The sequence below is a fragment of the Microbacterium maritypicum genome (genome assembly GCF_041529975.1).
GTDB lineage: Bacteria > Actinomycetota > Actinomycetes > Actinomycetales > Microbacteriaceae > Microbacterium.
In genome coordinates, this window is record NZ_CP168030.1 from 3,317,382 (window position 1) to 3,342,226 (window position 24,845).

At 70.0% G+C, this 24,845-nt stretch carries 20 protein-coding genes; 5 read left to right on the plus strand and 15 right to left on the minus strand.

Annotation, left to right across the window (positions count from 1 at the left end; genetic code table 11):
• Positions 1 to 31 precede the first annotated feature (31 nt).
• Genes ACCO44_RS16080 through ACCO44_RS16090 form a run of 3 tightly spaced genes read left to right on the plus strand, consistent with a single transcriptional unit; the run spans position 32 to position 4,374 of the window.
• The gene (locus tag ACCO44_RS16080; RefSeq protein ID WP_029263022.1) at positions 32 to 1,474 is read left to right on the plus strand and encodes an XRE family transcriptional regulator; all 1,443 of its coding nucleotides are present in this window, start codon (positions 32 to 34) and stop codon (positions 1,472 to 1,474) included.
• Positions 1,475 to 1,519: 45 nt separating this feature from the next.
• A complete protein-coding gene (locus tag ACCO44_RS16085) occupies positions 1,520 to 2,986 on the plus strand; it encodes a S10 family peptidase (RefSeq protein WP_372467376.1) in 1,467 nt (488 codons plus the stop codon).
• A complete protein-coding gene (locus ACCO44_RS16090) occupies positions 2,983 to 4,374 on the plus strand; it encodes a hypothetical protein (protein WP_105709510.1) in 1,392 nt (463 codons plus the stop codon). Before ACCO44_RS16085 ends, ACCO44_RS16090 begins: the two co-directional genes overlap by 4 nt.
• Before the next feature lie 21 nt (positions 4,375 to 4,395).
• Here the strand turns inward: ACCO44_RS16090 and ACCO44_RS16095 are convergent, their stop codons facing one another.
• The 7 genes from ACCO44_RS16095 to ACCO44_RS16125 all read right to left on the minus strand — a co-directional run bounded on the left by ACCO44_RS16095 (position 4,396) and on the right by ACCO44_RS16125 (position 14,115).
• A complete protein-coding gene (locus ACCO44_RS16095; protein WP_262000578.1) occupies positions 4,396 to 5,580 on the minus strand; it encodes a M20 family metallopeptidase in 1,185 nt (394 codons plus the stop codon).
• Complete coding sequence (locus ACCO44_RS16100; protein ID WP_197021063.1) at positions 5,581 to 6,384, minus strand: ABC transporter ATP-binding protein; 804 nt, start codon at positions 6,382 to 6,384, stop codon at positions 5,581 to 5,583.
• Positions 6,381 to 8,306, minus strand: coding sequence for a dipeptide/oligopeptide/nickel ABC transporter permease/ATP-binding protein (locus ACCO44_RS16105; RefSeq protein ID WP_372467379.1), 1,926 nt, complete (start codon positions 8,304 to 8,306; stop codon positions 6,381 to 6,383). The genes ACCO44_RS16100 and ACCO44_RS16105 overlap by 4 nt, the downstream gene beginning before the upstream one ends.
• Positions 8,303 to 9,325, minus strand: a complete 1,023-nt coding sequence (locus ACCO44_RS16110; protein WP_091034413.1) for an ABC transporter permease — start codon at positions 9,323 to 9,325, stop codon at positions 8,303 to 8,305. The genes ACCO44_RS16105 and ACCO44_RS16110 overlap by 4 nt, the downstream gene beginning before the upstream one ends.
• 4 nt (positions 9,326 to 9,329) lie before the next feature.
• Positions 9,330 to 10,904, minus strand: coding sequence for an ABC transporter substrate-binding protein (locus tag ACCO44_RS16115; protein ID WP_029263029.1), 1,575 nt, complete (start codon positions 10,902 to 10,904; stop codon positions 9,330 to 9,332).
• Between the two features lie 102 nt (positions 10,905 to 11,006).
• Positions 11,007 to 12,446 carry an aldehyde dehydrogenase family protein gene (locus ACCO44_RS16120; RefSeq protein WP_105709506.1) on the minus strand — a complete coding sequence of 480 codons (1,440 nt, stop codon included), beginning with the start codon at positions 12,444 to 12,446 and terminating at the stop codon, positions 11,007 to 11,009.
• Position 12,447: 1 nt separating this feature from the next.
• Positions 12,448 to 14,115: a thiamine pyrophosphate-dependent enzyme gene (locus ACCO44_RS16125; protein WP_372467382.1), complete on the minus strand. Its 1,668-nt coding sequence runs from the start codon at positions 14,113 to 14,115 to the stop codon at positions 12,448 to 12,450.
• 159 nt (positions 14,116 to 14,274) lie between these two features.
• Here ACCO44_RS16125 and ACCO44_RS16130 point away from each other — a divergent pair, with 159 nt between their 5' ends.
• On the plus strand, positions 14,275 to 15,003 hold the full coding sequence (locus ACCO44_RS16130) for a FadR/GntR family transcriptional regulator (protein WP_105709504.1): 729 nt from the start codon (positions 14,275 to 14,277) through the stop codon (positions 15,001 to 15,003).
• 36 nt (positions 15,004 to 15,039) lie between these two features.
• Here the strand turns inward: ACCO44_RS16130 and ACCO44_RS16135 are convergent, their stop codons facing one another.
• The 5 genes from ACCO44_RS16135 to ACCO44_RS16155 are packed head-to-tail and all read right to left on the minus strand — an operon-like array spanning position 15,040 to position 20,128.
• Positions 15,040 to 16,221 carry a M20 family metallopeptidase gene (locus tag ACCO44_RS16135; protein WP_372467385.1) on the minus strand — a complete coding sequence of 394 codons (1,182 nt, stop codon included), beginning with the start codon at positions 16,219 to 16,221 and terminating at the stop codon, positions 15,040 to 15,042.
• Positions 16,218 to 17,399, minus strand: a complete 1,182-nt coding sequence (locus ACCO44_RS16140; RefSeq protein WP_372467387.1) for an amidohydrolase — start codon at positions 17,397 to 17,399, stop codon at positions 16,218 to 16,220. Before ACCO44_RS16140 ends, ACCO44_RS16135 begins: the two co-directional genes overlap by 4 nt.
• Positions 17,396 to 17,932 (minus strand): hypothetical protein, encoded by a 537-nt coding sequence (locus ACCO44_RS16145; protein WP_029263035.1) that lies wholly within the window; start codon positions 17,930 to 17,932, stop codon positions 17,396 to 17,398. The genes ACCO44_RS16140 and ACCO44_RS16145 overlap by 4 nt, the downstream gene beginning before the upstream one ends.
• Position 17,933: 1 nt before the next feature.
• Positions 17,934 to 19,136 carry an aromatic ring-hydroxylating dioxygenase subunit alpha gene (locus ACCO44_RS16150; protein WP_262000575.1) on the minus strand — a complete coding sequence of 401 codons (1,203 nt, stop codon included), beginning with the start codon at positions 19,134 to 19,136 and terminating at the stop codon, positions 17,934 to 17,936.
• 23 nt (positions 19,137 to 19,159) lie between these two features.
• The gene (locus ACCO44_RS16155; RefSeq protein ID WP_372467389.1) at positions 19,160 to 20,128 is read right to left on the minus strand and encodes a 2Fe-2S iron-sulfur cluster-binding protein; all 969 of its coding nucleotides are present in this window, start codon (positions 20,126 to 20,128) and stop codon (positions 19,160 to 19,162) included.
• Positions 20,129 to 20,276: 148 nt separating this feature from the next.
• Here ACCO44_RS16155 and hisC point away from each other — a divergent pair, with 148 nt between their 5' ends.
• Positions 20,277 to 21,386 (plus strand): histidinol-phosphate transaminase, encoded by a 1,110-nt coding sequence (gene hisC, locus ACCO44_RS16160; RefSeq protein ID WP_372467392.1) that lies wholly within the window; start codon positions 20,277 to 20,279, stop codon positions 21,384 to 21,386.
• A gap of 24 nt (positions 21,387 to 21,410) precedes the next feature.
• On the opposite strand, the gene ACCO44_RS16165 is transcribed toward hisC, so the two are convergent.
• The 3 genes from ACCO44_RS16165 to ACCO44_RS16175 all read right to left on the minus strand — a co-directional run bounded on the left by ACCO44_RS16165 (position 21,411) and on the right by ACCO44_RS16175 (position 24,795).
• Positions 21,411 to 22,457 (minus strand): winged helix DNA-binding domain-containing protein, encoded by a 1,047-nt coding sequence (locus tag ACCO44_RS16165; protein WP_372467394.1) that lies wholly within the window; start codon positions 22,455 to 22,457, stop codon positions 21,411 to 21,413.
• A gap of 43 nt (positions 22,458 to 22,500) precedes the next feature.
• Positions 22,501 to 23,949 (minus strand): glyceraldehyde-3-phosphate dehydrogenase, encoded by a 1,449-nt coding sequence (locus tag ACCO44_RS16170; protein WP_262000572.1) that lies wholly within the window; start codon positions 23,947 to 23,949, stop codon positions 22,501 to 22,503.
• Between the two features lie 180 nt (positions 23,950 to 24,129).
• Positions 24,130 to 24,795 carry an SDR family oxidoreductase gene (locus ACCO44_RS16175; RefSeq protein ID WP_262000571.1) on the minus strand — a complete coding sequence of 222 codons (666 nt, stop codon included), beginning with the start codon at positions 24,793 to 24,795 and terminating at the stop codon, positions 24,130 to 24,132.
• Positions 24,796 to 24,845 lie beyond the last annotated feature (50 nt).

Consider the following 24,845-nt stretch of genomic DNA (forward strand, 5'->3'; position numbering starts at 1 on the left):
AGAACTGCAATTCTTTCGCTACACTCAAGGAATGGCGTCCTCCGGCATACACCTCACGACTCTCGGTCATCGCATCCGTCACCACCGGCTCGAGAAGGGGTTCACCCTCGACGAGCTCGGCGCGCTGGTCGGCGTCGCCGGGTCGCAGCTCAGCCTGATCGAGAACGGCAAGCGCGAACCCAAGCTGTCGCTGCTGCAGGCGATCGCGCACGCCACGAGCACCGAGGTGACCGACCTCATCTCGGGCGAGCCGCCGAACCGTCGCGCCGCCCTGGAGATCGAACTCGAACGCGCCCAGGAGAGCCCCGTCTTCCGGCAGCTCGGCGTCGCACCCGTGCGCGTGACCAAGGGCATGAGCGACGAGACGATCGAGTCGGTGCTCGGACTGCACCGCGAACTGCAGCGTCGCGAACGCGAAGCCATCGCCACCCCGGAGGAGGCACGGCGCGCGAACACCGAGATGCGGCTGCGCATGCGCGCGCAGAACAACTACCTCCCCGAGATCGAGAAGCTCGCCGAGAAGCATCTGAAGGCCGCCGGGCACGTGCAGGGCGCGCTCACCCACCGCACGGTGAGCATCATGGCCGAGAAGCTCGGCTTCGAGCTGATCTACGTCAACGACCTGCCCCATTCCACGCGATCGGTCACCGACCTCGAGAACGGGCGGATCTACCTGCCGCCGGCATCGATCCCCGGCGGTCACGGCCTCCGCTCGATGGCCCTGCAAGCCATGGCCCACCGCTACCTGGGGCACACGCCCCCGACCGACTACGCCGACTTCCTGCAGCAGCGGCTGGAGATCAACTACTTCGCCGCGTGCTGCCTGATGCCGGAGACGGCCGCTGTCGCGTTCCTGCAGCAGGCCAAGAAGGATCGCAACCTCGCGGTCGAGGACTTCCGCGACGCGTTCGGGGTGACGCACGAGGGAGCCGGCATGCGCATGACGAACCTGCTCACCCAGCACCTCGGGATGTCGCTGCACTTCCTCCGCGTGGACGCCACGGGCGCGATCACGAGGGTCTACGAGAACGACGACCTGCCGCTGCCCATGGACGTCACCGGCGCGGTGGAGGGACAGCGGGTGTGCCGCAAGTTCCAGGCGCGCGCGGCGTTCACCCAGCAGAACCGCACCACGGAGCATCACCAGTACACCGACACGCCCTCGGGCACGTTCTGGTGCTCGACACAGACCGGGGCGTCGACCGACGGAGAGTTCTCCATCACGGTCGGGGTCCCCTTCGACGACGCGCGCTGGTGGCGCGGGCGCGAGACCAGCGATCGCGCCGTGTCGACCTGCCCCGACGAATCCTGCTGCCGTCGCCCCTCCGCCGAGCTCACCGAACGCTGGAACGGCAGGGCCTGGCCGAGCGCGCGCGTGCACACGCACATGTTCTCGCCGCTCCCCCGCGGCGCGTTCCCCGGCGTGGACGACAACGAGGTCTACAACTTCCTCGGTCGGCACGCGAGTGAGTGATTAAGCTATATTCAATTCACTCATTCATTTTCCCGAGGGAGACCTGTGACCGAGCCGACCCCCGCAGACGCACCTGACACGGAGACCTTCACCTCGCGCCGCCACCGCATCACCGCGGGCGGCCGCTCGCTCGACTACACCGCCGGCGCGGGCACCGTGATCGTCCGCGACGACGAGCACCGCCCACTCGCGAGCGTGTTCTACACCTCGTACATCGCCGACCGCGAGGAGGGCGCCCCGGTGCGCCCCGTGACGTTCCTGTTCAACGGCGGCCCCGGTTCGGCGAGCCTCTGGCTCAACATCGGTGGCTTCGGACCGAAGCGCACGCCCACGAACACACCCCTCGCGACGCCGCCCGCCCCCTACGCGAGCGGCGACAACCCGCACACGCTGCTCACCGCCTCCGACCTCGTGTTCATCGACGCGCCCGGCACCGGATACTCACGTCTCCTCGGCGATGCGACCCCGGCAGAGCTGTGGGGCGTCGACCAGGACGTCGCCGCGTTCGCAAAGGCGATCACGCGCTGGCTCACGATCACGAACAACTGGAATGCGCCGCGCTTCCTGTTCGGCGAGTCGTACGGCACCACGCGCGCTGCGTCGCTCGTGCATCGGCTGCAGAACCAGGGCCTCGACTTCAACGGCGTCGTGCTTCTGTCGACCGTGCTCAACTGGGGCGAGAGCAACCTCGGCGGACCCCGCGAGTACATCAATCTGCTCCCTTCGTACGCGGCGACCGCCTGGTACCACGGCAAGGCCCGCACCGGGCACACCGAGCTCGAGCCACTCCTCCTGGAGGCACGCGAGTTCGCGCAGGGTCCGTTCGCCGAGGCGCTGCTACGCGGCGATCTGCTGCCCGCCGACCTCGAGGACGCCGTCGCCGAACGGATGAGCGCCCTCATCGGGCTCGACGCCGACTACCTGAAGAAGTACCACTTCCGCATCGGGATGGAGCAGTACCGCTACGCCCTGCTCGCCGACGAAGGGCGCGTGATCGGCCGCTTCGACACCCGCTTCACCGCCGAGCACCAGTACGTCGTCGGCAACGGCTCGCACGACCCGGCCACCGACGACGCGGCCACCGCCGGCGTCAACAGCGCACACCTCTCGACGTACCGCGCGCACCTCGTGGACGACATCGGCTTCACCAGCGACCTGCACTACCGCCACCTGCACAACATGCCGATCTCCCGCGCGTGGGACTGGAAGCACAAGGCACCGGGCGTGGATGCCCCGCAGCTGGTGCCCGACGTCTCCATCGACCTGTCGGCCGCCGTGCGCCGCAACCCGAACCTGAAGGTTTTCGTGATGGGCGGGTACTACGACCTGGCCACTCCGTTCTTCGGACCCGAGGTCGACGTGGCGCACCTGTACCTGGCGCCGAGCCTGCGGGAGAACATCCGGTTCACGTTCTACGAGTCGGGTCACATGACCTTCGTGGACGAACGGGCGGTGGAGCGCATGAAGAGCGATCTCGACGACTTCTACCGCGACGCCACGACGCACGGATGATCGGGCTCGGGGCCGCGGGTCGGGTCGGCGACCTGGCCTACACCGCCCGCCTCGAGGAGCTCCCGCTGCGGCGCTCGGACGGCGCAGTCCAGGGGAGGATCTCGGCGTTCAGCTACATCGTCGAGGGCACGGATCGCCCCGTGCTGTTCCTCACCAACGGCGGTCCGGGGGTGTCGACGCTCTATCTGCACCTGAGCGGGATCGGGCCGATGCGCGCGCACGTCCCCGTCGACCTCGCCGACGACGGGCTCCCTCCCTACGGCGTGGAGGAGAGCCCGTCGACGATCCTCGACGTCGCCGATCTGGTGTTCCTCGACGCACCCGGTACCGGGTTCGGGGGCTTCGCCGACGATGCCGATGCGTCGGACTTCCGTTCCGTGGAGGGAGACGCCGACGCCATCGCCGCCGCCATCTCGGACTGGGTCGACAGGCACGGTCGCTGGAACTCCCGGAAGTTCTTCCTCGGAGAGAGCTACGGCACCCTGCGTGCGGCATTCCTCGCGACCTCATCGCACAGCATAGACACCGCGCCGCTGGACGGCATGGTGCTGCTGGGGCAGGCCGTCAACATCCAGGAGACGCTGGATCGTCCGGGCAACGTGGTCGGAGCGCTCGCGAACCTGCCGTACAAGGCAGCGACGGCCTGGTATCACGGCGTCGGCTCCCGCGAACACGAGACGGTCGAGGACGCGATCGCCGCGGCACTGGACTTCGCTCGAGGCGACCTCGCCCTCGCGATGCTGCAGGGCGACCAGCTGCCGGCCGACGAGCGTGCCGGGATCTCGGAGCGCCTCTCGCGGATGATCGGGATTCCCACGGGCGAGCTCGCCGACGATCGACTCTGGGTCAGCAAGCAGGACTTCCGCTCGCGCCTGCTCCCCGGACGCGTGCTCGGAGTGACCGACAGTCGGTACTCCGCACCGGCGGCCGACCGCCGCTCCGGTGAGCTCGACCACGACCCCTCCGATGTGGCACTCTCCCCGCGGTACGTGGCGGGACTGCAGCAGTTGATGCGACACGTCTTCGGCACCGCCCCCGCGCAGCCGTATCGCGTGGTCGACCCGGAGGCGGGCCGCGACTGGGAGTGGGACGAGCAGGGCGGTGCGGGGTTCGTCGCCTACGGACGCCCCTCCCCGTTCCGCACGTACCCGTACCCGGCACGGCTGTCACGCTGGATGAAGCAGACACCGCGCGGACGACTGTTCATCGGCACCGGCGTGTACGACTCGCTGACGACCGTCGGCGCGGCCGACCACCTGCTGCGGCAGTGGGGGTTGCCGCGCGAGCGCACCGAGACCCACTGGTACCGCGCCGGGCACATGATGTACAGCGACCCCGAGGTCGCGGTGCGCCTGAACGCCGACCTCCGCGCCTTCCTCACCCGCTGAGGAGTCCGACGAGGCTGCAGATCAGGCCGTGAGCGTCTCCATCGCGAAAGCCGCGAGCGCCACGGCCTGATCGGCGAGGACCGCATCGTCGAACACGACCGTCGGAGAGTGGTTCGGAGACGCCGTCTCGAGGTCGACCTCCGCCGGCGTCGCCCGCAGGAACAGGAACGCCCCCGGAACCTGTTCGAGCACGAAGGAGAAGTCCTCCGATCCCATCACGGGGTGCGCGGTCTCCCACACGCGTTCGTCGCCGAACAGGCCCCGCAGCGTGGCTCGCACCCGCTCCACCGCGCGGGCATCGTTCACGGTGGGCGCGCACAGCACGGTCACATCGACCTGGGCCGTGCAACCGTGGGCGGCCGCGATCTCGCGGACGAGTGCGGGGAGCTCCGTCTGCACGCGCGCACTCGACTCGTGCGACAGCACCCGCACCGAGGCGACGAGCGTCGCGGTGTCGGCGATGATGTTCCGGGCCGGTCCCCCGGCATGCAGCTGCGTGACGCTGAGGACGACCGGGTCGAACACATCGAAGCGGCGGGTGACGAACGTCTGCAGCGCGGTGACGAGTTCGGCGGCCACCGGCACGGGGTCCCGGGTCAGGTGCGGTGCCGAGGCGTGGCCCCCGGCTCCCGTGACGGTGATCTCGACCTCGATCGCGCCGGCCATGAGCGCGCCGGGACGGGTCGAGAACACGCCGTACTCGCCGGGCACGACATGGATGCCGAAGGCCGCGACCGGCCGGGACCCGGTGGTCTCGAGGAGCCCCTCGGCGAGCATCCGCTTCGCGCCGTCGCCGAGCTCCTCGCCGGGCTGGAACATCAGCAGGACATCGCCGTGGAGCTCCTCGCGACGCCCCGCCAGCAGGTGCGCGGCTCCGACGAGACCGGCGACGTGCAGGTCATGCCCGCAGGCGTGCATCCGCTCCCCCGTCGCCGCGTAGTCGAGCCCCGTGTCCTCGACGAGCGGAAGCGCGTCCATGTCGGCACGCAGCAGCACGGTCGGTCCGGGATGCGCGCCGCGCACGACCGCGGCGATCGAGCTCAGGCCCTCACCGAGGACCACCTCGAGTCCGAGGGTCTCCAGCGCGTCGAGCACCCGTCGCTGGGTGCGCGGCAGCTCGAGACCCAGCTCGGGGTCGGCGTGGATGGCGCGGCGCAGGGCCACGAGCTCGGGCAGCAGGACCTGAGCGTCGTCGAGCAGGGTCATTCAGGATCCGATCGAGTGGAGGAGGCTGTCGGTGCCGGCGTTCTGGATGCGCGGGATGGCCGCCACGAGCGCCTGTGTGTAGGGATGCTGCGGGTTTGTGACGATCGCGTCGGCATCGCCGTGCTCGACGATCTCGCCGCTGCGCATCACGGCCGTGGTGTCGGCGATGTAGCGCACCGCGGCGAGGTTGTGGGTGATGAACAGCACCGAGAGCTCGAGCTCGCGCTGCAGGTCGCGCATCAGGTTGAGCACCGCGCCCTGCACCGAGGCGTCGAGGGCGGACGTGATCTCATCCGCGATGATCAGGCGCGGCTTCACCGCGAGGCAGCGGGCGATCGCGACGCGTTGCCGCATGCCGCCGGACAGGCTCGACGGATGCAACTCCGACACACCGGGCTTCAGCCGCACGAGTTCGAGCAGCTCCTTGACGCCGGCCGCACGAGCCTTGGCGTTGCCGGAGCCGTGGGTGGCCAGCGCCTCGTCCAGGGTCTCGCCCACCGACATGCGCGGGTTCAGCGACGAGTACGGGTCCTGGAAGATCATCTGCACGTCTCGGGCGTGGGCCCGGCGATCACGGCGTCCGACCGCGAGGTCTTTGCCGTCGAGCAGGATCCGGCCCGACGTCGGCTTCTGGAGCCCCGCGACCGTGCGTGCGACCGTGGACTTGCCCGATCCGGATTCGCCCACCAGCCCCACCGTCGTGCCGTGCGGCACCGTGAGCGACACGTCGTCCACCGCATTCACGGCGTGGGGCCCGCGGCCGAATGTGACCACGAGGTTCTCGATGACGAGATCGGCCATCATGCACCCGCCTTCGCGAATTCGTCTTCGTGCACGCCCACGTCCTGCGGGTGCCAGCACGCCACGCGGCCGGAGCCGTGCGCGACGAGCTGAGGGGTCTCGGTGCGGCAGAGCTCGGTGGCGAACGCACAGCGCGGGGCGAACGCGCAGCCGACCACCGGCTGCGCGAGGTCCGGCGGCTCGCCGGGGATCGTCGCGAGCGGTGCCGTGCGGTCGGTGTCGAGATCCGGCAGCGACTCCGCCAGCGCGCGGGTGTACGGATGCGCCAGCCGTTCGGGTTCTGCAAGGTGGCGGACGTCGACGTCTTCGACGATGCGGCCGCCGTACATGACCAGGATGCGCTGGCAGAGCTCGGCCAGCACCGCGATGTCGTGCGAGACGACGATCGCCGCTGCCCCGGTCTCCTCGCACTCGCGGCGGAGCAGGGCGAGCACCCGCTGCTGCACCGTGACGTCGAGCGCCGTGGTGGGCTCGTCGGCGATGATCAGCCGCGGCTTCCCGATCTGCGACATCGCGATGAGCGCACGCTGCCGCATGCCACCGGAGAACTCGTGCGGGAACTGCTTGGCCCGACGCGCCGGATCGGTGATCGACACGGCAGCCAGAGCGTCGACGGCCGCGGCATCCGCTTCCCGCCGCGTCGCCTTCTGGTGCACGCGCGGCACCTCGGCGAGCTGCGTGCCCACGCGGAGCGCCGGGTTCAGCGCGGTGAGCGAGTCCTGGAACACGATACCGACCCTCGTGCCGAGCTTCTTCGCCGCACGCTCGCTCGACAGTCCGGACAGCTCCTCTCCCGCGAAGGTGAGGCGCTGCGCGCTGACGGCGGCCCCGGCCGGAGCCAGCTGCGCGATCGCCATCATCGTGACGCTCTTGCCGCTGCCGGACTCGCCGACCACGCCGACGATCTCGCCGGGTGCGATGCGGAACGAGACGTCCTGCACGGGGCGCACCCAGCCGTGCTCACCGGGGAAGGAGACGCTGAGGCCCGCAACGTCCAGCAGCGGTTCCACGTCGTCCCTCCGCTCCTCGACGGCAGTGGTCGAGGAGACGCGGTCAGGATCGCCGAGCTCGCGGACGCTGAGCGTGCGGGTGCGCCCCCGGCCGCGCATGTGGGAGGCCAGCGCCTCGCCGAACATGCCGAACATGATTCCGGCGAGCACGACCATCACACCCGGCCCCAAGATCGCGGACGGCTGGCTGTAGACCTGCTCGAAGCCCTCGCTGAGCAGGCGGCCCCAGTCGTACTCGGGCGGCTGCACGCCGACGCCGAGGAAGCTGAGGCTCGACAGGGCGAGGAGTCCCCCGCCGATCGAGATCGTGACGTTGACGATCACCGGCTCGGCGATGTTGGGGAGGATGTAGCGGGTGAACTGACGCGTCTTCGACACCCCGAGCAGGCGGGCCGCGGCCAGGTACTCCGAACCCCCGACGCGCGAGGAGAGGGTCTGTGCGAGGCGGGCGAACGAGGGGGTCATGGTCAGCGCGAGCGCGATCACGGCCGTCGTGGAGCCGGTGCCGAGCAGGATCACTGTGAGCATCGCGACCAGCAGCACCGGGAAGGCGAGCCAGGTGTTGATGACCGAGCCGAACATGCGCTGCACGCGCGGACCGGCGACGACCGGCAGCGCACCGAGGATCAGACCGGCCACGGCACCCAGAGCGGTCGCGGTCAGCGCCATCACGAGCGACAGCCGCGTGGCCACGAGCGTGCGCAGCAGCAGGTCCCGCCCGAGCGCGTCGGTGCCGAGAGGGTGCTCGGCGCTCGGTGGCTGGAGGAGGTCGGCGGGCGACGGGGTCTCGGCCTGCGTACCCCACAACATCGGGGCGAACACGGCGAGGAGGGCGAAGATCGCGATGAAGGTCAGCGAGATCAGCGCCATCGGGGACTGCAGCAGCCAGGTGCGCCGCCGGTGCGAGGAGGTCATGCGGTCTCCAGAATGGTCGTACGACGGTCGAGGATGGCGAGCACCACATCCACCAGCAGGTTCACGACGAGGATGATCGCCGCGTAGACGATCGCGAGCCCCTGCACGATGCCGTAGTCCTTGGTGATGATCGCCTGCACGAAGGCACTGCCCATGCCCGGCCAGTTGAAGACCCGCTCGACCAGGACGCTGCCGGCGATCATCGTCGCGAGCAGGGCGCCGCCGAGGGTCAGGGTGGCGGTGAGCATGTTCGGCAGGGCGTGCCGGAAGTACACCATCGCGGCCGGGAGCCGCTTGGAGCGCGCGGTGCGGATGTAGTCGTCGCTGAGCACATTGAGCGCCTCGACACGAGCGATGCGGGACAGCGACGCCGACGCGCCGAGCGCGAGCGCGAGGACGGGGAGGATGTACGACTGCGGGCCGCTGATGCCGGCGACCGGGAGGAGCGGGATCGTGATCGCGAACAGCGTCAGCAGTGCGACACCGATCAGATACTCCGGCACGGCGGCGAAGAAGCCCGTCACCGAGGTGAAGGCGACCTCGACGGGGCGACGGCGGTTGCCGGCGGTGAGGATCGCGATGGCGAGCCCGAGGGGGATCGCGATGAGGAGGATCACGATGAACGCGATGCCGGCGAGCTGCACGGTGGCGGGGAGCCGGTACTCCACCAGCTCGTTCACCGATCGTCCGGTGATCAGGGAGACGCCCAGATCGCCACGGAACACGATGCCCGTCAGATAGTTCCAGAACTGCACGATGAGAGGATCATCGAGCCCGAGCTGCGCCCGGCGCTCCGCCACCACGGATGCCGGTGCGGTCGGCCCGAGTGCCGCGCGGACCGGGTCTCCCCCGGCGGCGCGGAGGACGACGAACGCCGCCGTCACGATCACGAACATCGCGATGAGCATCCGGCCGATGCGCCGGAGGAGGAAGGGGATCCAGCGGCCGCCGCCGTGGCGACCACCCCGAGGGGTGGCCACCACGACGGTCTTCGGCCGCGTCACGATCTGCGACGTCATCCTGTCACTCTGTCACGCGGATCGTGGTCGGAGCGAGGATGCTCTTCGACATGCCGAACTCCACACCGACACCGTAGAAAGTCGACGTCGACGAGTAGACGGGCAGCACCTCGAGGTTGCGGAACAGGGAGTCCTGCGCAGCCTGCCAGGCGTCGCACGAGTCGGCTCCGGCCAGCGCCTGCGCCTCGCCCACCAGGTCGAAGTACTCCTGGTTGCTGTTGTAGGTCCAGTTACCGCCGTTGGGCGGGAACTCGCCGCCCAGGATGCCGGCCCAGTCACTCGGGAGGCTGGTGAAGATCGGCGCCCACACGATGTCCCAGTCGCCACCGGAGAAGATCACGTCGGTGTAGGACGCGGACGGGGTGGGCACAGCATCCACACCGATCTTCTTGAACTCGGTCTGCAGCAGTTCGATCGCGGCGGTGACGCCCTGGCTCTCGGATGCCGGGTAGAGCATCAGGATGGACAGCGGCTTGCCGTCCTTCGCGCGGATGCCGTCGGCACCCTCGACCCAGCCCGCGGCGTCGAGTGCGGCAGCAGCAGCATCCACGTCGTAGTCGGGGATGGCGCCGGAGCTGTCCATGGCGGTGCACGCGGCGCCGAATTCGGACACGAGTGTCGTGATCTGCTCGCCGCGACCGGCGGAGGCGACAGGCCCGACGGCTTCGCGGTCCACAGCCTGGGCGAGAGCTTCACGGACGGCGAGATCGTGGCCGACCCGGCCTTCCGCCTGGTTGAAGAAGATCAGTCCCGGGCGCAGCGGCACCTCGAGTTCTTTCGCGAACTCGGTCTTGTCGAGCCGGTCGCGCTCGCTGCCGCCGACCTCGGCGACGTTGGCCTCGCCGGTCTGGAGCATGTTGGCGGCGGTCGAATCGCTCTCGATGATCGAGACCTCCACCGTGCCGGGCAGCCCTGCTGTCTCGCTGGTCGTGTCGTCGGGACCCCAGGTGTAGTCGTCACGCAGCGTGAACGTGTACGACTGCCCCGGGGAGGACGCCTTCAACGCGTAGGCGCCGGTGCCGTGGAACTCGGTGTCGAGAACGGCCGGGTCGGCGAGACCGGACGCGCACACGATCGGCAGGGCGCCGATCGTCTCGGCGAGGAAGCTCTGGGCGTTCGCGCTGGTGAAGGTGACCGTGCGGGCATCGTCGTCCGCCTCGATCGTGAGGCCCTCGGCCGGGAAGTACACGCCCTTGTACGGCGAGCCCGTCTCGTCGGCCGCGGCGTACTCGAATGTGGACTTGACATCGGTCGCGGTCAACGGCGTGCCGTCGGCGCAGAGGATGCCGTCCTTGAGCGTGAACTCCACGCCGGTCGTGGTCGACTCCCACGAATCCGCGAGCAGCCCTCGGGGCTCCTCCCCGGTCGGGTAGAAGAGCAGCGACTCGTACCCGAACGTGGATACGGACTCACTCGCGTTCGTCGCGTTCGTGATCGGGTTGAGCGTTCCGGGATCCGATTGCACGGCGATCTTGATCGTCTGTGCTTCTCCTCCCCCGGGCTCCGCCGTACCGGCGCAGCCGGACAGGGCGAGGGCCGTCACGCCGACGGCGGCCGCGGCGACAATGCTGCGTCTCATGGTGTCCTCTCTCACGGGTTCCGCACGGTGCGGGTCAACCCAATTGAATGTTATGAATTACTCTTTATTGGCTCGTGTCGCCGGTGTTTCGGGTATGTAACTTCACGAGCGATCGTCGAGGAGGGCAGCGGCGCCCATCACCGACTTGAGCTCGAGGAACTCCTCGAACCCGTGGACACCGCACTCCCGACCGACGCCCGACTGCTTGTATCCGCCGAAGGGCGCACCGACATCGAGGCCTGCGCCGTTGATGCCGACGGTCCCGGTGCGCATGCGCAGAGCGATGTCGAGGGCGCGTCGAGGGTCGCTCGACCACACGCCGCCCGACAGTCCGTAGACGCTGTCGTTGGCCAGGTCGACAGCCTCATCGACCGTGCCGTAGGGGGTGATCGTGAGCACCGGACCGAAGACCTCCTCGTGGAAGATCCGCATGTCCGGCGTCACATCGGTGAAGATCGTGGGCTGCACGTAGGCGCCGCCTGCCGTCGGTTCGACGATATCGAGACCGCCGGTCAGCACCTGCGCGCCCTCGTCGATCGCCGTGGCGATGTGCGCCCGGACGCGATCGCGCTGCAGAGCCGAGGCGAGGGGCCCGGTCGCGGTCCCCTCCTCGCGCGGATCACCGGGGGCCCAGCCCGCGGCGACCTCGAGCGCGGCCTTCTGCCAGGCATCGCGCATGCTCTCCGGTACCAGGACGCGGGTCTGCGCGGCGCAGGTCTGGCCGGCGTTCGCGAAGCACGAGGCGAGCACTCCCCGCACCGATTCCTCGAGCGGTGCGTCGTCGAGCACGATCGCGGCGGACTTGCCGCCCAGCTCGAGAGCGACCTTCTTGATGGTCGCCGCCGCGGCGCGAGCCACCTGCTCCCCCACCTGGCGTGAGCCGGTGAAGGTGACCATGTCGACGCCCGGGTGGGCGACGAGGGGCGAGCCGACTCCTGCGCCGTCGCCGTGCACGATGTTCACGACACCGGCCGGCAATCCGATCTCGCGGAGGATGTCCCCGATGATCGCGGCGTTGAGAGGGGCGACCTCGCTGGGCTTGAGCACCACCGTGCAGCCCGCGAGAAGGGCGGCGCCGACCTTGAGCACGATCTGGTGCAGCGGGAAGTTCCACGGGGTGATCGCGGCGACGACGCCGACCGGCTCCGAGACGACGAGGGAGTTCGACACCGCCTCCCGCTCGACGTGCGCGCGGGCGGCATCGGCGAGCATGTTCAGGTCGGCGATCGCGACCCCGACCTGAGCGGAACGCGCGAACGCGATCGGCGAGCCCATCTCGGCACTGAGGGTCGCGGCGAGAAGCTCACGGTGGCGCGCCAACCCCTCGGCGAGCGCCTCTACGTAAGCGATCCGCTGCGCCATCGGCGTCGTGGACCAGCTGCCGAACGCGTCCGCGGCCGCAGCCACCGCGCGATCGACGTCCGCGGGGCCGCCTGCGACGACGGCGCCGATGACGGTGCCGTCGGCCGGGCTGACGACATCGATCGCCCTGAGGCCATCGACATCTTCCCTGATGCCTGCGATGTCGTGCCCGATGGTCATGTCAGACCCCTGCCCGCTGCACGAGGTGCGCGTCGGGCGCGAGCGGAACGGGACGCGGGACGCCCTCATGGATGAGGTGCCACGGCGAGGGGAACTCCCCCACCGGCACGTCGATGAGGATCGGCTCGTTCGCGGGGACCGCATCGGCGAGCACACCCGCCAGTTCCTGCGGCGTGTACGCCCGCGCGGAGCGGATGCCGTACGCGTCGGCCAGCTTGCCGTAGTCGGGGTTCGTCAGGTCGCTGGCGAAGTAGCGCGCGCCGTAGCGGTTCTTCTGGATGCGGCGCACGTTGCCGTAGAACCCGTCGTGGAAGACGATCGTCACCAGTCCGAGGCCGTAGCGCTTCGCCGTCGACAGCTCCTGCAGGGTCCAGGAGAATCCGCCGTCGCCGTTGACCGAGACCACCGAGCGGGTGGGATCCGCGGCCTTCACACCCAGCGCCGTCGCGAAGCCGTAGCCCAGCGTGCCCTGGTAACCGGGGCCGATGTAGGTGCGCGGCTGGTACGCGGGGTAACAGGCGCTGGCCGCGTAGCCGACCTGGGTGAACTCGCTCACGAAGACGCCGTCCTCGGGCAGCGCACCGCGGATCGCGGCGAGGTACTCGCGCTGCGGGGCGATGTCGTCGAACTGCTCGGCGAGCCAGGAGCGGACGCGGACGAACTCGCTCTCGCGGGAATCGCGCTGCGGGGACCCCACCTCGGCGGCGAGCGCGGCGAGCGCCAGCCGGGCGTCGGCGTGGAGGGTCTGCACGGCGGCGCGCGGGCCGCCGAGGTCTGCCTCTTCCGCGTTCACGAGGATCACCGGTGCACCATGGGTGTCCACCTGGGTTCCGAAGGTGGAGACGAAGCGGGTTCCGACCGCCAGTACGAGATCGGCGTCCTCACGGAAGGCGCGGAGCGCGAGCGAGTCGAACGCGAGGCGGTGCCGGGCGTCGAGCGCTCCCCGGCCGTTCTCGGTCATCAGCACGGGAATCTCCAGCGCCTCAGCGAGCGCCTGCAGAGCGACGGACGCGTTCGAGGCGAGCACTCCGCCGCCGACGACGATCATCGGCCGCCGGGCGGCGAGGAGCCGGGCCGCCGCGTCGCGGATCTGCTGCTCGTCGGGAACGAGCGGGGCGTCGGCGACCATCTCGGCCGCCGCCATGCGCGAGGTGGCGGCGAGCACGTCCGGCGGCACCTCGATCGCGACGGGACGCGGGCGGCCGCTGCGCAGCTGCACGAAGGCCTCGCGCACGAGTCCGGGGATCTCGTCGGCGGAGCGGGCGATGCCGGTCCACTTGGTGAGCCGTTCGAGGATGCCCGTCTGGTCCGGGATCTCATGCAGGGCGCCGAGTCCGCGGCCGATGGCCTTCGAATCGATCTGTCCGGCGATGAGCAGTATCGGCGAGTTCGCGGAGTAGCCCGTCGCCACACCGGAGAGGGCGTTGAGCACTCCCGGGCCGGGAACGACCATGGCGACACCGACGTCTCCGGTGCTGCGCGCATACCCGTCTGCCATGTAGGTCGTCGCCTGCTCGTTGCGAGCGCAGATGAAGTCGACCTGGTCGGCGCGGGCATGGAGGGCGTCTGCGGCGGCATCGAGCTGAACGCCCGGAATGCCGAAGATCCGTGAGACTCCCTGGTTGATGAGGGAGTCTGCGAGCAGATCGCCACCGGTGTGGTCGGTCATCTGTTTCCTCTCGTGAGCAGCATTGCGTGATTGACTGTATTAGATACATTCAATTACTGCAAATAGGAGAATCGCCCTGATCCGCCGCTCCCCGGCGGCGGGGCGTCCCTAGGATGTGAGAGATCCGCTGCAGAACACTGCCCCGACCGAAGGATTCCCGTGGCCAGCACCCAGGATGACGCGCGCACCTTCCAGCGTGTCGCGCCCGCACAGTCCGTCGCCGACCGCGTCGTGACCGAGGTCGAAGCGATGATCAAGTCCGAGGGCCTCACCCCCGGCCACCGCATCGGCACACGACAGGACCTGTGCGAGCAGTTCGGCGTCGCGCCGGCCACACTCGGCGAAGCGCTGCGCGTGCTGCGCGCCCGCGGCTCCGTCGACCTGCGCCCTGGCCCGGGCGGCGGCATCTTCGTCGCCGACCAGTCGCCGCTCATCCGCCTCGCCCACAGCGTGCTCCGTCTGCGCCAGACCGGCGCTCCGGTCAACGACGTGATCAAGGTGCTCGATGCGCTCGACGAGGCGGTCATGCATGACGCCGTCCTGAACCGCACCGATGCGGACATCGCCGACCTCGACGCGGTCATGTCCGACCTCGCCGACCACTGGCACGACCCGATCGAGGGGCTGCACGGCAACTGGCGGCTGCATCGCCGCATCGCCGAGATCTCGCCGAACGCGGTGCTGCGGACGTTCTACCTCAACCTCGTCGACTACATCGAGGGCGAGACCGCCGGCGCGGCGGATGAGGACGCACTGGCCGTCCCCGGATTCCGCCAGGACACGGACGAGCGCCTGCACATCCACGAGGCACTCATCGATGCGATCCGCAGCAGCGACGTCGAGGCCGGGCGCAAGGCCGTGCTGGACCACCGCACGCTCGGCCGCTGACCGCGGTTCGGTACCGCGACCGGACGGCGCCCGCGCCTAGCGGGACACGTGCCGGAGAGCGAGCGCGGCCAGCGCCGCGGCCTGATCGCCGAGCACCGCATCGTCGAAGACCGCGTGCGGTGAATGGTTCATCGGGATCTCGTCCGGGTCGACGTGCAGCGGCGTCGCGCTCAGGAACAGGAAGGTCCCCGGCACTTCGCGGAGCACGAATGAGAAGTCCTCCGAGGCCATCCAGGGCACGGCGAGCTCTTCGACCCGGTCGTCGCCGAACTCCTCCCGGAGCACCGCCGTCGCCGCCGCGGTCTCCGGGGCCGTGTTGACGGTCACCGGATAGCCGATGATCACCTCGACATCGGCCGTGCACCCGTGCGCGGCCGCGATGCGCTCGACGAGGGGCGGAAGTTCCGCCTGGGCCTGTGCGATCGAGGCCTCGGACAACGTGCGCAGCGTCGCGGCGAGGCCGGCCTGCTCGGGGATCACGTTCACGACCTCGCTCGCGAACAGCTTCGTCACCGAGAGCACCACGGGGTCGAACACGTCGACGCGCCGGGTGACCCAGCTCTGCAGCGCCAGCACGATCTCGGCGACCGCGGGCACCGGGTCGACCGCCTGATGCGGGCGGGAGCCGTGGCCACCCCGGCCGTGCACGGTGACCCTCAGCACGTTCGCACCGGCCATGATCGTGCCCGGTTTGAGTTGGAACGTGCCGCGCTCCCCCGGACCGACATGGATGCCGTATGCCGCTTCGACCCTCGCGCCTGACGCCTCGAGCACGCCGTCGCGGATCATCAGCGGCGCACCTCCGCCGGCCTCCTCGCCCGGCTGGAACATGAAGACGACGGACCCCGCGATGCTCTCCCGCCGTGCCGCGAGCAGCCGGGCGGCACCGACGAGTCCGGCCACATGGAGGTCATGTCCGCACGCGTGCATGGCGCCGTTCACGGACGCGTACTCGAGCCCGGTCTCCTCGACGATCGCCAGCGCGTCCATGTCGCCCCGCAGCAGCACCGACGGCCCGTCCGCCGCTCCGCGCAGCACCGCGGTGACCGAGCTCAGGTCACTGCCGGTGGTGATCTCGAGGCCGAGGTCGGCGAGTTCCGCGAGCACGACGGCCTGCGTCTGCGCAAGCTCGAAACCGACCTCGGGGATGCGGTGCAGGCGGCGTCGCAGATCGACCAGCTCGGGCAGCAGGCGGGCGGCATCGTCGCGCAGCGTCACAAGTTCTCCTTCTTCGCGGTGTAGACGGTCCGTCCGTCGATGAGCACCTCCCGCACGGTCGAGGCGACGTCGAGCGGGTCTCCGGTCCACAGAACCACATCCGCGTCGCGGCCGACCTCCAGCGCACCGACGCGGTCGCCGATGCCGGCGATGTCGGCCGCGGCGGAGGTCACGGCGGCGATGGCGGTCTCGCGGGGAAGGCCGGCACGCACGGCGACGGCAGCCTGCAGAGCGAGGAGCCCGATGGGAACCACCGGATGATCGGTGGTCAGGGCGACGCGCACTCCCGCGGCGGCGAGGGTCGCGAGGTTCGCAGGATCGGCCTCGCGCACCTCGACCTTGGATCGGCTCGACAGGATGGGGCCGAAGATGACGGGCACATCGCGCTCCGCGAGCACGTCGGCGAGCTTGTGGGCCTCGGTTCCGTGGTTGAGCACGAGACGCAGCCCGAACTCCTCGGCGATGCGCAGCGCCGTCGCGATGTCGTCGTGCCGATGCGCGTGCTGCTCCCAGGAGAGCGCGCCGTCGAGGGCCTCGGTGAGCGCCTGCTTTCCCAGGTCGACCGCGAACGGTGTGCCCTCGGCGCGGGCGCGATCCCGCCGTTCGGCGTAGTCGCGCGCATCCAGGAGCGCCTGCCGGATGACGAGCGCGATGCCGAGACGGGTCGACGGCAGCTGCTTGCGCTCCCCATAGGCCTGCTTCGGATTCTCGCCGAGCGCCGACTTCATGCCGAGGGCCGCGCGGATGACCTGCTCGTCGACCGAGCGTCCACCGGCGGTCTTGATCGCCACGCTCTGCCCGCCGATCGGATTCCCCGATCCCGGTTTCACGACGACCGCCGTGATGCCGCCTGCCAACGCGTCGGCGAACGCCATGTCCTCGATGTTGATCGCGTCGATCGCCCGCACGCCGGCGGTCACGGGCGACGACACCTCGCTGCCGTCGAAGCCCGCGGGGCCGTTGGCTTCTTCGTGCACGCCGATGTGGCTGTGCGGGTCGATGAGTCCGGGCAGGACCCAGCATCCCGTCGCATCGATCACCCGCGCACCGTCCGGCACCGCGATCCCGACACCGACCGCCTCGATGCGGCCGCCCGCCACGAGCACCGTGCCGCCGTCGAGCTCCTCGCCGAGGCCGGTGACCACGCGTCCGCCGACGATCGCGACGTCAGCGCTCATCCCTGCTCCTCGCTCGTGTGCATCGTGTTCCCTCCCGTGCGCCGTTCGACGAGCGCGCGCGTCCGTGTCAGCAGATCATCGAGGTCGAGGCTGAGGATGCCGGCAGCGGGGTCGACCCGCACGACGATCCCGTCCTCGCACTCCGGCGGCTCTCCGCTGAGATCCACGAGAGGATCGTCGACCCAGACCCACGGCAGACCATCGGCATAGCGGCGGATGTGCGCGAGCTTGTCGAACTGCACGGGCAAGAAGGGCCAGGGCTCCTCCGGCAACTCGAGCGGCCCGCGGAACGCCGTGTGCGCGTTGTGTCCCCACTCGGATGCCCAGACGATGTCGAAGTGCTCGGCCAGCTCGTGCAGGCGTCGGGCCGCCGAGTCCGGGATGGCGACGTCGCGGACCCACCGGCCCCAGGCGGAGAGGTGGTGCATGCTCACCGGGACCGAGGGCTCGCCCTCGATCACGAACACGTCGCTGATCCCGAGCACGAGGACCGGGCGGTCTCCGCGCGGCGGTCGCGCCGTGTACTTCGCCATGTCAGTCGTCCACCGCGTCGGCGAGCAGCGGCGCGTCTGCGGCACCCTCGAAGTAGTTGCCGCCCTCGATGCGCACCAGCCGCTCCGCCTCATCGAAGCTCACGCCCACCGGGTCGCCGCCGGCTGCGACCGCGCGGTGCTGCTTGGCCATCATCCGCCGGATCATCGCGATGCCCTGATCGGTGGTCGTGAGGTGATCCTCGGAGTGCAGCGAGATGGCACCCTGCGACTTCTGCGCCTCGTAGTCACCGGGCAGGCGCTGATGCTCGAGGTCGGTGAGCTCCTTCCACGGCTTGCCCTCGTGCGTGGAGCGGAGCTTCGCGAGGAAGTCGGGATCGGCATCGCGCGCCACGGTGAAGATGCGGAAGTTCGTGTCATCCATCGGCACGACCCAGCCGATCATGTTCGTCTGCCCCGAGCTGAGCTTCGGGCTGGCCACGACCCGCAGGTTCGGGAAGATGACCTCGGTGACGCGGCGCAGCTGACGACCGTCGCCGAGCTCGCGCATCTGGATGCTGCGCACGCCGAGCGGCGTGTACTCGTAGCTGACCTCGGGGATGAGCGCCATCTCGGGCGTGAACTGGTTGCCGCTGAAGCGCGCGTGCAGGATCGGCACGTGGAACGGGTCCATCACGTTCTCCCAGTGCTGCAGCCAGTTGAAGTCGAGCTGGGCGGGTCCGCCGCCGCCCACGCCCTGGTCGTTGACGATCAGCTGCTCGTCGTCGGCGAGCTCCTCAAGGGTGTCGTACCGCGGAAGCACGGGCTTCTTCTCGGGCGGGCCCAGGTACGCCCAGATCAGGCCGTACTGCTCCTCGACCGGATACCAGGGCTGGCGCACACGATCGCGGTGCAGGCCCAGTTCGGGCTCGCACGGCTGCTCGAGGCAGTGCCCCTCGGTGTCGAACACCCACCCGTGGTAGCAGCAGCGGATGCCCTCCTCTTCGACGCCGCCGTAGAACAACGAGGCGCCGCGGTGGATGCAGCGCGGGTGCAGCAGGCCGGCCTTGCCCTTGCGGGTGCGGAAGAGCACGAGCTCTTCGCCCAGCACCCGCAGCGAGATCGGGCGCGTCGTCGCATCCTCGACCTTCGCGACCGGGTGCCAGTAGCGGCGAAGCACCTCGCCGTAGGGGGTACCGGGGCCGACCTGGGCGAGCTCGTTGAGCGGCTGCCCGAGGCGTAGGCCGTATGCGGTTCCGGTGTCCATGTTCGCTCCGTTCGTGCGGGGGGTCAGATGTCGAGGACGAGACGCTCGCCGAGAGAGCGGGAGACGCAGATCATCATCGTCTCGTTGCTCTCGCGCTCGTCGGGGGTGAGGATCGAGTCCCGGTGTTCGGGGGTGCCGTCGATCACGGTCGTCTCGCAGGTGCCACAGACGCCCTCGAGGCAGGAACTCGGCACCCCGATCCCGGCGCTCTCGAGCATCTCGAGGATGCTGCAGCCGCGGTCGACCGTGACGACGAGGTCGGACCTGGCCGCCACGACCTCGAAGGTGTCGGCGCCCTGCGACTCGCCGAACGTCTTCGGCTGGAAGCGCTCGAGATGCAACGCACCGTGCGGCCAGTCGAGGCTGAGCGTTTCGAGGGCATCCAGCATGCGTTCGGGGCCGCACGCGTACACGGCGGACCCGGCGGAGGGGACACCGATCCACGCGGCGAGGTCGAGTCGCTCGTCGGCGTCGCCACGGACCAGGAGCGTCTCGCCCCCGGCCAGCTGGGGGTAGCGGAGGAACGCCATCCGTTCCTCCGTCGAGCCGAGATACGCCAGGCGCCACGGGATCCCGCGGCGGACGGCCTCGGACAGCATCGGCAGGATCGGCGTGATGCCGATGCCGCCCGCGACGAACACGTACTCCGTTGCGGGGGCGAGCGCGAAGTGGTTGATCGGGGCGGAGACGGTCACGAGTTCGCCGACCCGGAGACTCTGGTGCACATAGCGGGAGCCGCCGCGACTCGGGCTCTCGGCCAGGATCGCGACGCGCCAGGCAGTGCGGTCGGCGGGGTCGGAGCACAGCGAGTACTGGCGCTCCACTCCGTTCGCGAAGCGGAGGTCGATGTGCGCGCCGGGCTCCCACGCGGGCAGGGGCGCGCCCGTCGGGTCGTCGAGTTCGAGGGACAGCACGTCCCGCGCCTCCCACCGCATCGCCCGCACGCGCAGGGCGAGGGACGCTTCCGGGGAATCCACCGCAGAATGGGGCACCGTCGCTCCGCTCCTTCCGTCGTTCCGGCCGCCATCGACCGAATTGACCACATTCGATATATTCAATTGCGATAGTATGGATGATGCCCGGCACTGTCAAACGGACGGACGGGTGCCGCACGAGCGGATGATGAGAGAGGCGGAACGGATGTCGGAGCTGAGACTGCGGGAGGACCTGAACGCGATCCCCGGATACACCCCGGGGAAGGCCGCGCCGCAGGCGGAGACCACCGGACCGGTGTTCAAGGTGTCGTCGAACGAGAACCCCTATCCCCCGCTCCCGTCGGTGACCGCGGCCATCGCCGACCGGCTCGCGCATATCAACCGCTACCCCGAGACCGCGGCGACCGCCCTCACCGCCGTGCTGTGCGAGCGGTTCGGCGTCGAGCCGGTGAACGTCGTGCTCGGCAGCGGATCGGTCGAGGTCGTCTCGCAGCTGATGCGCGCGACGGCCGGCGAGGGCGATGAGATCCTGTTCGCCTGGCGGTCGTTCGAGGCGTATCCGATGCTCGCTCGCGCGGCCGGAGCCGTGCCCGTCATGGTTCCCCTCACGGACGACCACCGGCACGACCTCGACGCGATGCGGGCGGCCATCACCGATCGCACGCGCCTGATCCTGGTGTGCAACCCCAACAACCCGACCGGAACGACGATCGGCGACGCCGAGCTCGACCGGTTCCTCGCCCAGGTCCCGCCGCACATCGTCGTCGTGATCGACGAGGCGTACGTGCAGTTCAACGACCGCGACGACTCCCCCGTCGGCATCGAGTACTTCCGCCGCTACCCGAACGTCGCCGTCGCGCACACCTTCTCGAAGGCCTACGGCCTGGCCGGCATGCGCATCGGCTACGCGATCGCCCCCGAGCAGTTGGGCGTCGCGCTGCGCAAGGTCGCCATCCCGTTCGGCGTGACCGACCTGGCGCAGACGGCCGCGATCGCCTCCCTCGCCGCCGAGGACGAGCTCGAGGCCAGGGTCGCCGAGCTCGTCGTCGAGCGGGAGCGCGTCGTCGCCGCCTTCACCACCGCCGGCCTCGCGCTTCCCGAGAGCAAGGGCAACTTCGTCTGGCTTCCCCTCTGTGATGCCACGGCCGCTGCCGCCGAGCTGTTGGAACGCCACGGCCTGCTCGTGCGGCCGTTCCCGGGCGAAGGGCTCCGGGCGACCGTCGCCGAGCCCGAGGCCAACGAACGGCTCATCGCGCTGGCACCCGAGATCGCCGCACTCGTCGCCCCCGCGGAGGCCGTGCTCGCCTCGCGGTGACCGTTTTCTTCGCCGGCGACGCGCTCAGTCGCCGGCGAAGTGCGCGAATCGCGCCAGCGCGGCCTCCACGGCTGCCGGTTCGGCGGGTTCCGCGAACAGCTCCGGCGGCGCGTCGCGGGTCGCGCTCGCGTGCGTCCAGCATCCGATGACGCGTCCCTGCTCGATGAGCGTGGCGCGCACCATGCCGTTCTTGCCCGGGCCGACGGTGGCCAGGTGCTCGGGCGCGCACACGGTCGTGCGGTCGGCGTAGGAGATGTAGTACTCGTCGAAGGCAGGGAGGGCGTGGACCGTCGCCGCGCCCGTCGCTCGCCGCGGACGCTGAAGCGACACGAACAGCCCTTCGTCCACCTCGTCGACCCGCCCTGCCGCGCGCTCGACCGCCTCGCGTGACTGCCCGAGCGTGAGTCCCGACCACCACGCGAAGTCGGCGACGCCCGCCGGTCCATGTCCGCCGATGTACCGCACGAACAGCTCGGCGAGTGGGTCTGCCGGGCGGGTGTGCTCGCGGATGTGCTCCTCGGCCAGCACGAACCGCTGGTCTCTGGTGATGCCCGCCCGCGCGGCGACCGGCCCCTGGCAGATGCGGCCGTCGATCGTGAGGGTGAAGAGCAGATGGATGCCGCGCTGCCCCGTCGGGTCGATGCCGACGCCCTCGAGGATCTCGAACACCTCGGCGCGGGTGCGGCCACCGTCGCGCAGCTGCGGTGTCAGCGCGCGCACCGCCGTCGCGACCATGCCGTCGTCGATGCCCAGCTGACGGTGACGGGAAACCGCCTGCTGCCGCTGTCGGGCGGCGGTGACCTCGAGCATCCAGCCCAGGTCGCGTGCCGGCACGGTGTGCAGCGTGCCGCGCATGGTCCACGCCCGCACGAGGTCGCCGCGGTCGAACGCACGGTCGACGTCGCGCAGACGCACCGGCCCGCGGGTACGCGCGGCGAGCGCCCAGCGGCCCGCGGTGAAGTCCTGGCTCTGCACCGCGAGCATGTGGTGCGCGGCATCCGTCACCGTGCGCGCCGGCGCGCTCAGCCGATGCGAGCGGAGACGCTCGGTGAGCAGGGTCGCGGTGTTCATGCCCCCATCATGCCGGGCGCCACCGACGCGGCGCAGGAGACTCTCAGCCCTGCAGCGTCACTTCGCGGCGCTCGGGCAGCACGATCGGGTGCGACCCCGCCATGACCTCGAGCACGCGGATCACCTGGCACGAGTAGCCGAACTCGTTGTCGTACCAGACGTAGAGGATCAGGGTGTCCTCGTCGGCGATCGTGGCGAGGCCGTCGACGATGCCGGCGCGGTGCGAGCCGACGAAGTCGGTGGAGACGACGTCGGGGCTCTCGACGTAGTCGATCTGCTGGCGCAGCTTCGAGTGCAGCGAGACGCGGCGCAGGTAGTCGTTGACCTGCTCCTTGGTGGCCGGGCGCTCGATGGTGAGGTGCAGCACCGCGAGCGACACATCGGGCGTGGGCACACGGATCGAGCTGCCGGTGAGCTTGCCCTCCAGCTGCGGGAGCGCCTTGGCGACGGCCTTCGCGGCTCCGGTCTCGGTGATGACCATGTTGAGCACCGCAGAGCGACCGCGGCGGTCGCCCTTGTGGAAGTTGTCGATCAGGTTCTGGTCGTTCGTGAACGAGTGCACGGTCTCGACATGCCCCTTGACGACGCCGTACGCCTCGTCGATCGCCGCCAGCACCGGGGTGATGGCGTTCGTGGTGCAGGAGGCCGCGGAGAGGATGCGGTCGGAGGCGGCGATCGTCTCGTCGTTGATGCCGTGCACGATGTTCTTGAGCGGGCTCTTTCCCGGTGCGGTGAGCAGCACGCGCGCGACGCCCGTCGAGCGCAGGTGCTGGGAGAGGCCTTCCTCGTCGCGCCAGCGTCCGGTGTTGTCGACGACGATCGCGTCGTGGATTCCGTGGGCGGTGTAGTCGATGGATGCCGGGTCGTCGGAGTAGATCACCTGGATGCGGGTGCCGTTCGCGATGATCTGCTCGGCCTCCTCGTCGACGGTGACGGAGCCGGCGAAGCGGCCGTGCACCGAATCGCGCAGCAGCAGGGAGGCGCGCTTGGCGAGGTCGTTCTCCGCCCCGCGGCGGACGACGATGGCGCGCAGCCGCAGTCCGCTGCCGCCGCCGGTGTGGGCGATGAGGATGCGGGCGAGGAGGCGACCGATGCGCCCGAAGCCGTAGAGAACGACGTCGGTGGGCTCGGCGGCGACGGCCCCCATGGCGGGTGCGAGTTCCTCGGCGAGGTAGTCGTCCAGAGGCCGGCCGCTCTCGGCGTGCCCCGCGACCAGGCGCGCGACGTCGAGCGACGAGGCGCCGGGAGCGAGGGCGTGGATCGCCTCGAGCACGGCGAGCGTGTCTTCGATCGGGAGCCGCTCGTGCCCGAGTTGGGCGACGCGCTCGTGCACCTCGACCAGTCCCGTCGCCGAGAGCCCGAGCAGTCGGTGCCCGTGCAGCGAGGTGACCACATCGTGTTCGCGTCGAAGCGCCCCGATGAGCGGGATCATCCGCTCCGCCAGCTCTTCGCTCTCAGCCCAGTCGTCGCGGTGTGCCGCGGAATCGTTCATCTGCGTCCTTGCATGTGTGAGCGCGCGCCGAGATCGCCGGCGCGCGAATGTGCCGGGTGGATCGGGGGATGCCACCAGCGTACAAGCCGCGAGATGACGAGCCGAATCGGCGGCACGCACCGGCTGCGGATCGCCGGCGGTCTCCCCTCGTCATGGAGATCCGCACCCCGTCACGCTCGGTCAGTACTGCGCCGAGAATGCCCCGTCCGACTTGAGCAGCTGTCCCGAGACCCAGCGGCCCTCGTCCGACACGAGGAACTCCACCACGGCCGCGACGTCGGCGGGCCGTCCGAGTCGCCCGAGCGGCGTCATCCCGGCCAGTTCCGTGCGCGTCTCGTCGTCCATCCAACCGGTGTCGATGGGTCCGGGGTTCAGCACGTTCGCCGAGATGCCCCGCGGACCGAGCTCGCGGGCAGCCGAGATGACCAACCGGTCGAGAGCGCCCTTGGATGCGCCGTAGGGGAGGTTTCCGGTCACGTGGTCGCTGGTGAGGGCGAGGATCACTCCCCCGTCGTCGCCGACCTGTCGCGCGAACGCCGCGATCAGCAGCAGGCTCGCCCGTGCGTTCACGGCGACGTGCAGGTCGAAGCTCTCGGCCGTGGTGTCGAGCATGCCGGATTGCACGTCGTGCGCATGGCTGAGGATGAGCGCGGAGATCGGACCGTGCGCGGCCACCACCTCGGCGATCAGGGCCTCCGGTCCATCCACGGTCGACAGGTCGGCGAGGTGGTCGGCGTCGCGGAGGTCGCTCGTCACGACGGTCCAGCCGGCCGCACGCAGGCGGGGGACGATGCCGGCGGCGATGCTGTTCGCGCGCGCGGCGCCGGTGATCAGGGCGAGGGGCATCCGGCCACGCTACCGGACCGACTCCCGGGCTCGGCGCGGCCCGCGCAGGG

Bases quoted from the DNA above. Each gene is read 5' to 3' on its own strand.
- ACCO44_RS16110 (WP_091034413.1), bottom strand. From the start codon at position 9,325: ATGACGTCGCAGATCGTGACGCGGCCGAAGACCGTCGTGGTGGCCACC.
- ACCO44_RS16100 (WP_197021063.1), bottom strand. From the start codon at position 6,384: ATGATGGCCGATCTCGTCATCGAGAACCTCGTGGTCACATTCGGCCGC.
- ACCO44_RS16145 (WP_029263035.1), bottom strand. From the start codon at position 17,932: ATGGCGAAGTACACGGCGCGACCGCCGCGCGGAGACCGCCCGGTCCTC.
- ACCO44_RS16125 (WP_372467382.1), bottom strand. From the start codon at position 14,115: ATGACCGACCACACCGGTGGCGATCTGCTCGCAGACTCCCTCATCAAC.
- ACCO44_RS16150 (WP_262000575.1), bottom strand. From the start codon at position 19,136: ATGGACACCGGAACCGCATACGGCCTACGCCTCGGGCAGCCGCTCAAC.
- ACCO44_RS16170 (WP_262000572.1), bottom strand. From the start codon at position 23,949: ATGAACGATTCCGCGGCACACCGCGACGACTGGGCTGAGAGCGAAGAG.
- ACCO44_RS16080 (WP_029263022.1), top strand. From the start codon at position 32: ATGGCGTCCTCCGGCATACACCTCACGACTCTCGGTCATCGCATCCGT.
- ACCO44_RS16165 (WP_372467394.1), bottom strand. From the start codon at position 22,457: ATGAACACCGCGACCCTGCTCACCGAGCGTCTCCGCTCGCATCGGCTG.
- ACCO44_RS16095 (WP_262000578.1), bottom strand. From the start codon at position 5,580: ATGACCCTGCTCGACGACGCTCAGGTCCTGCTGCCCGAGCTCGTGGCC.
- ACCO44_RS16120 (WP_105709506.1), bottom strand. From the start codon at position 12,446: ATGACCATCGGGCACGACATCGCAGGCATCAGGGAAGATGTCGATGGC.
- ACCO44_RS16115 (WP_029263029.1), bottom strand. From the start codon at position 10,904: ATGAGACGCAGCATTGTCGCCGCGGCCGCCGTCGGCGTGACGGCCCTC.
- ACCO44_RS16105 (WP_372467379.1), bottom strand. From the start codon at position 8,306: ATGACCTCCTCGCACCGGCGGCGCACCTGGCTGCTGCAGTCCCCGATG.
- hisC (WP_372467392.1), top strand. From the start codon at position 20,277: ATGTCGGAGCTGAGACTGCGGGAGGACCTGAACGCGATCCCCGGATAC.
- ACCO44_RS16090 (WP_105709510.1), top strand. From the start codon at position 2,983: ATGATCGGGCTCGGGGCCGCGGGTCGGGTCGGCGACCTGGCCTACACC.
- ACCO44_RS16140 (WP_372467387.1), bottom strand. From the start codon at position 17,399: ATGAGCGCTGACGTCGCGATCGTCGGCGGACGCGTGGTCACCGGCCTC.
- ACCO44_RS16175 (WP_262000571.1), bottom strand. From the start codon at position 24,795: ATGCCCCTCGCCCTGATCACCGGCGCCGCGCGCGCGAACAGCATCGCC.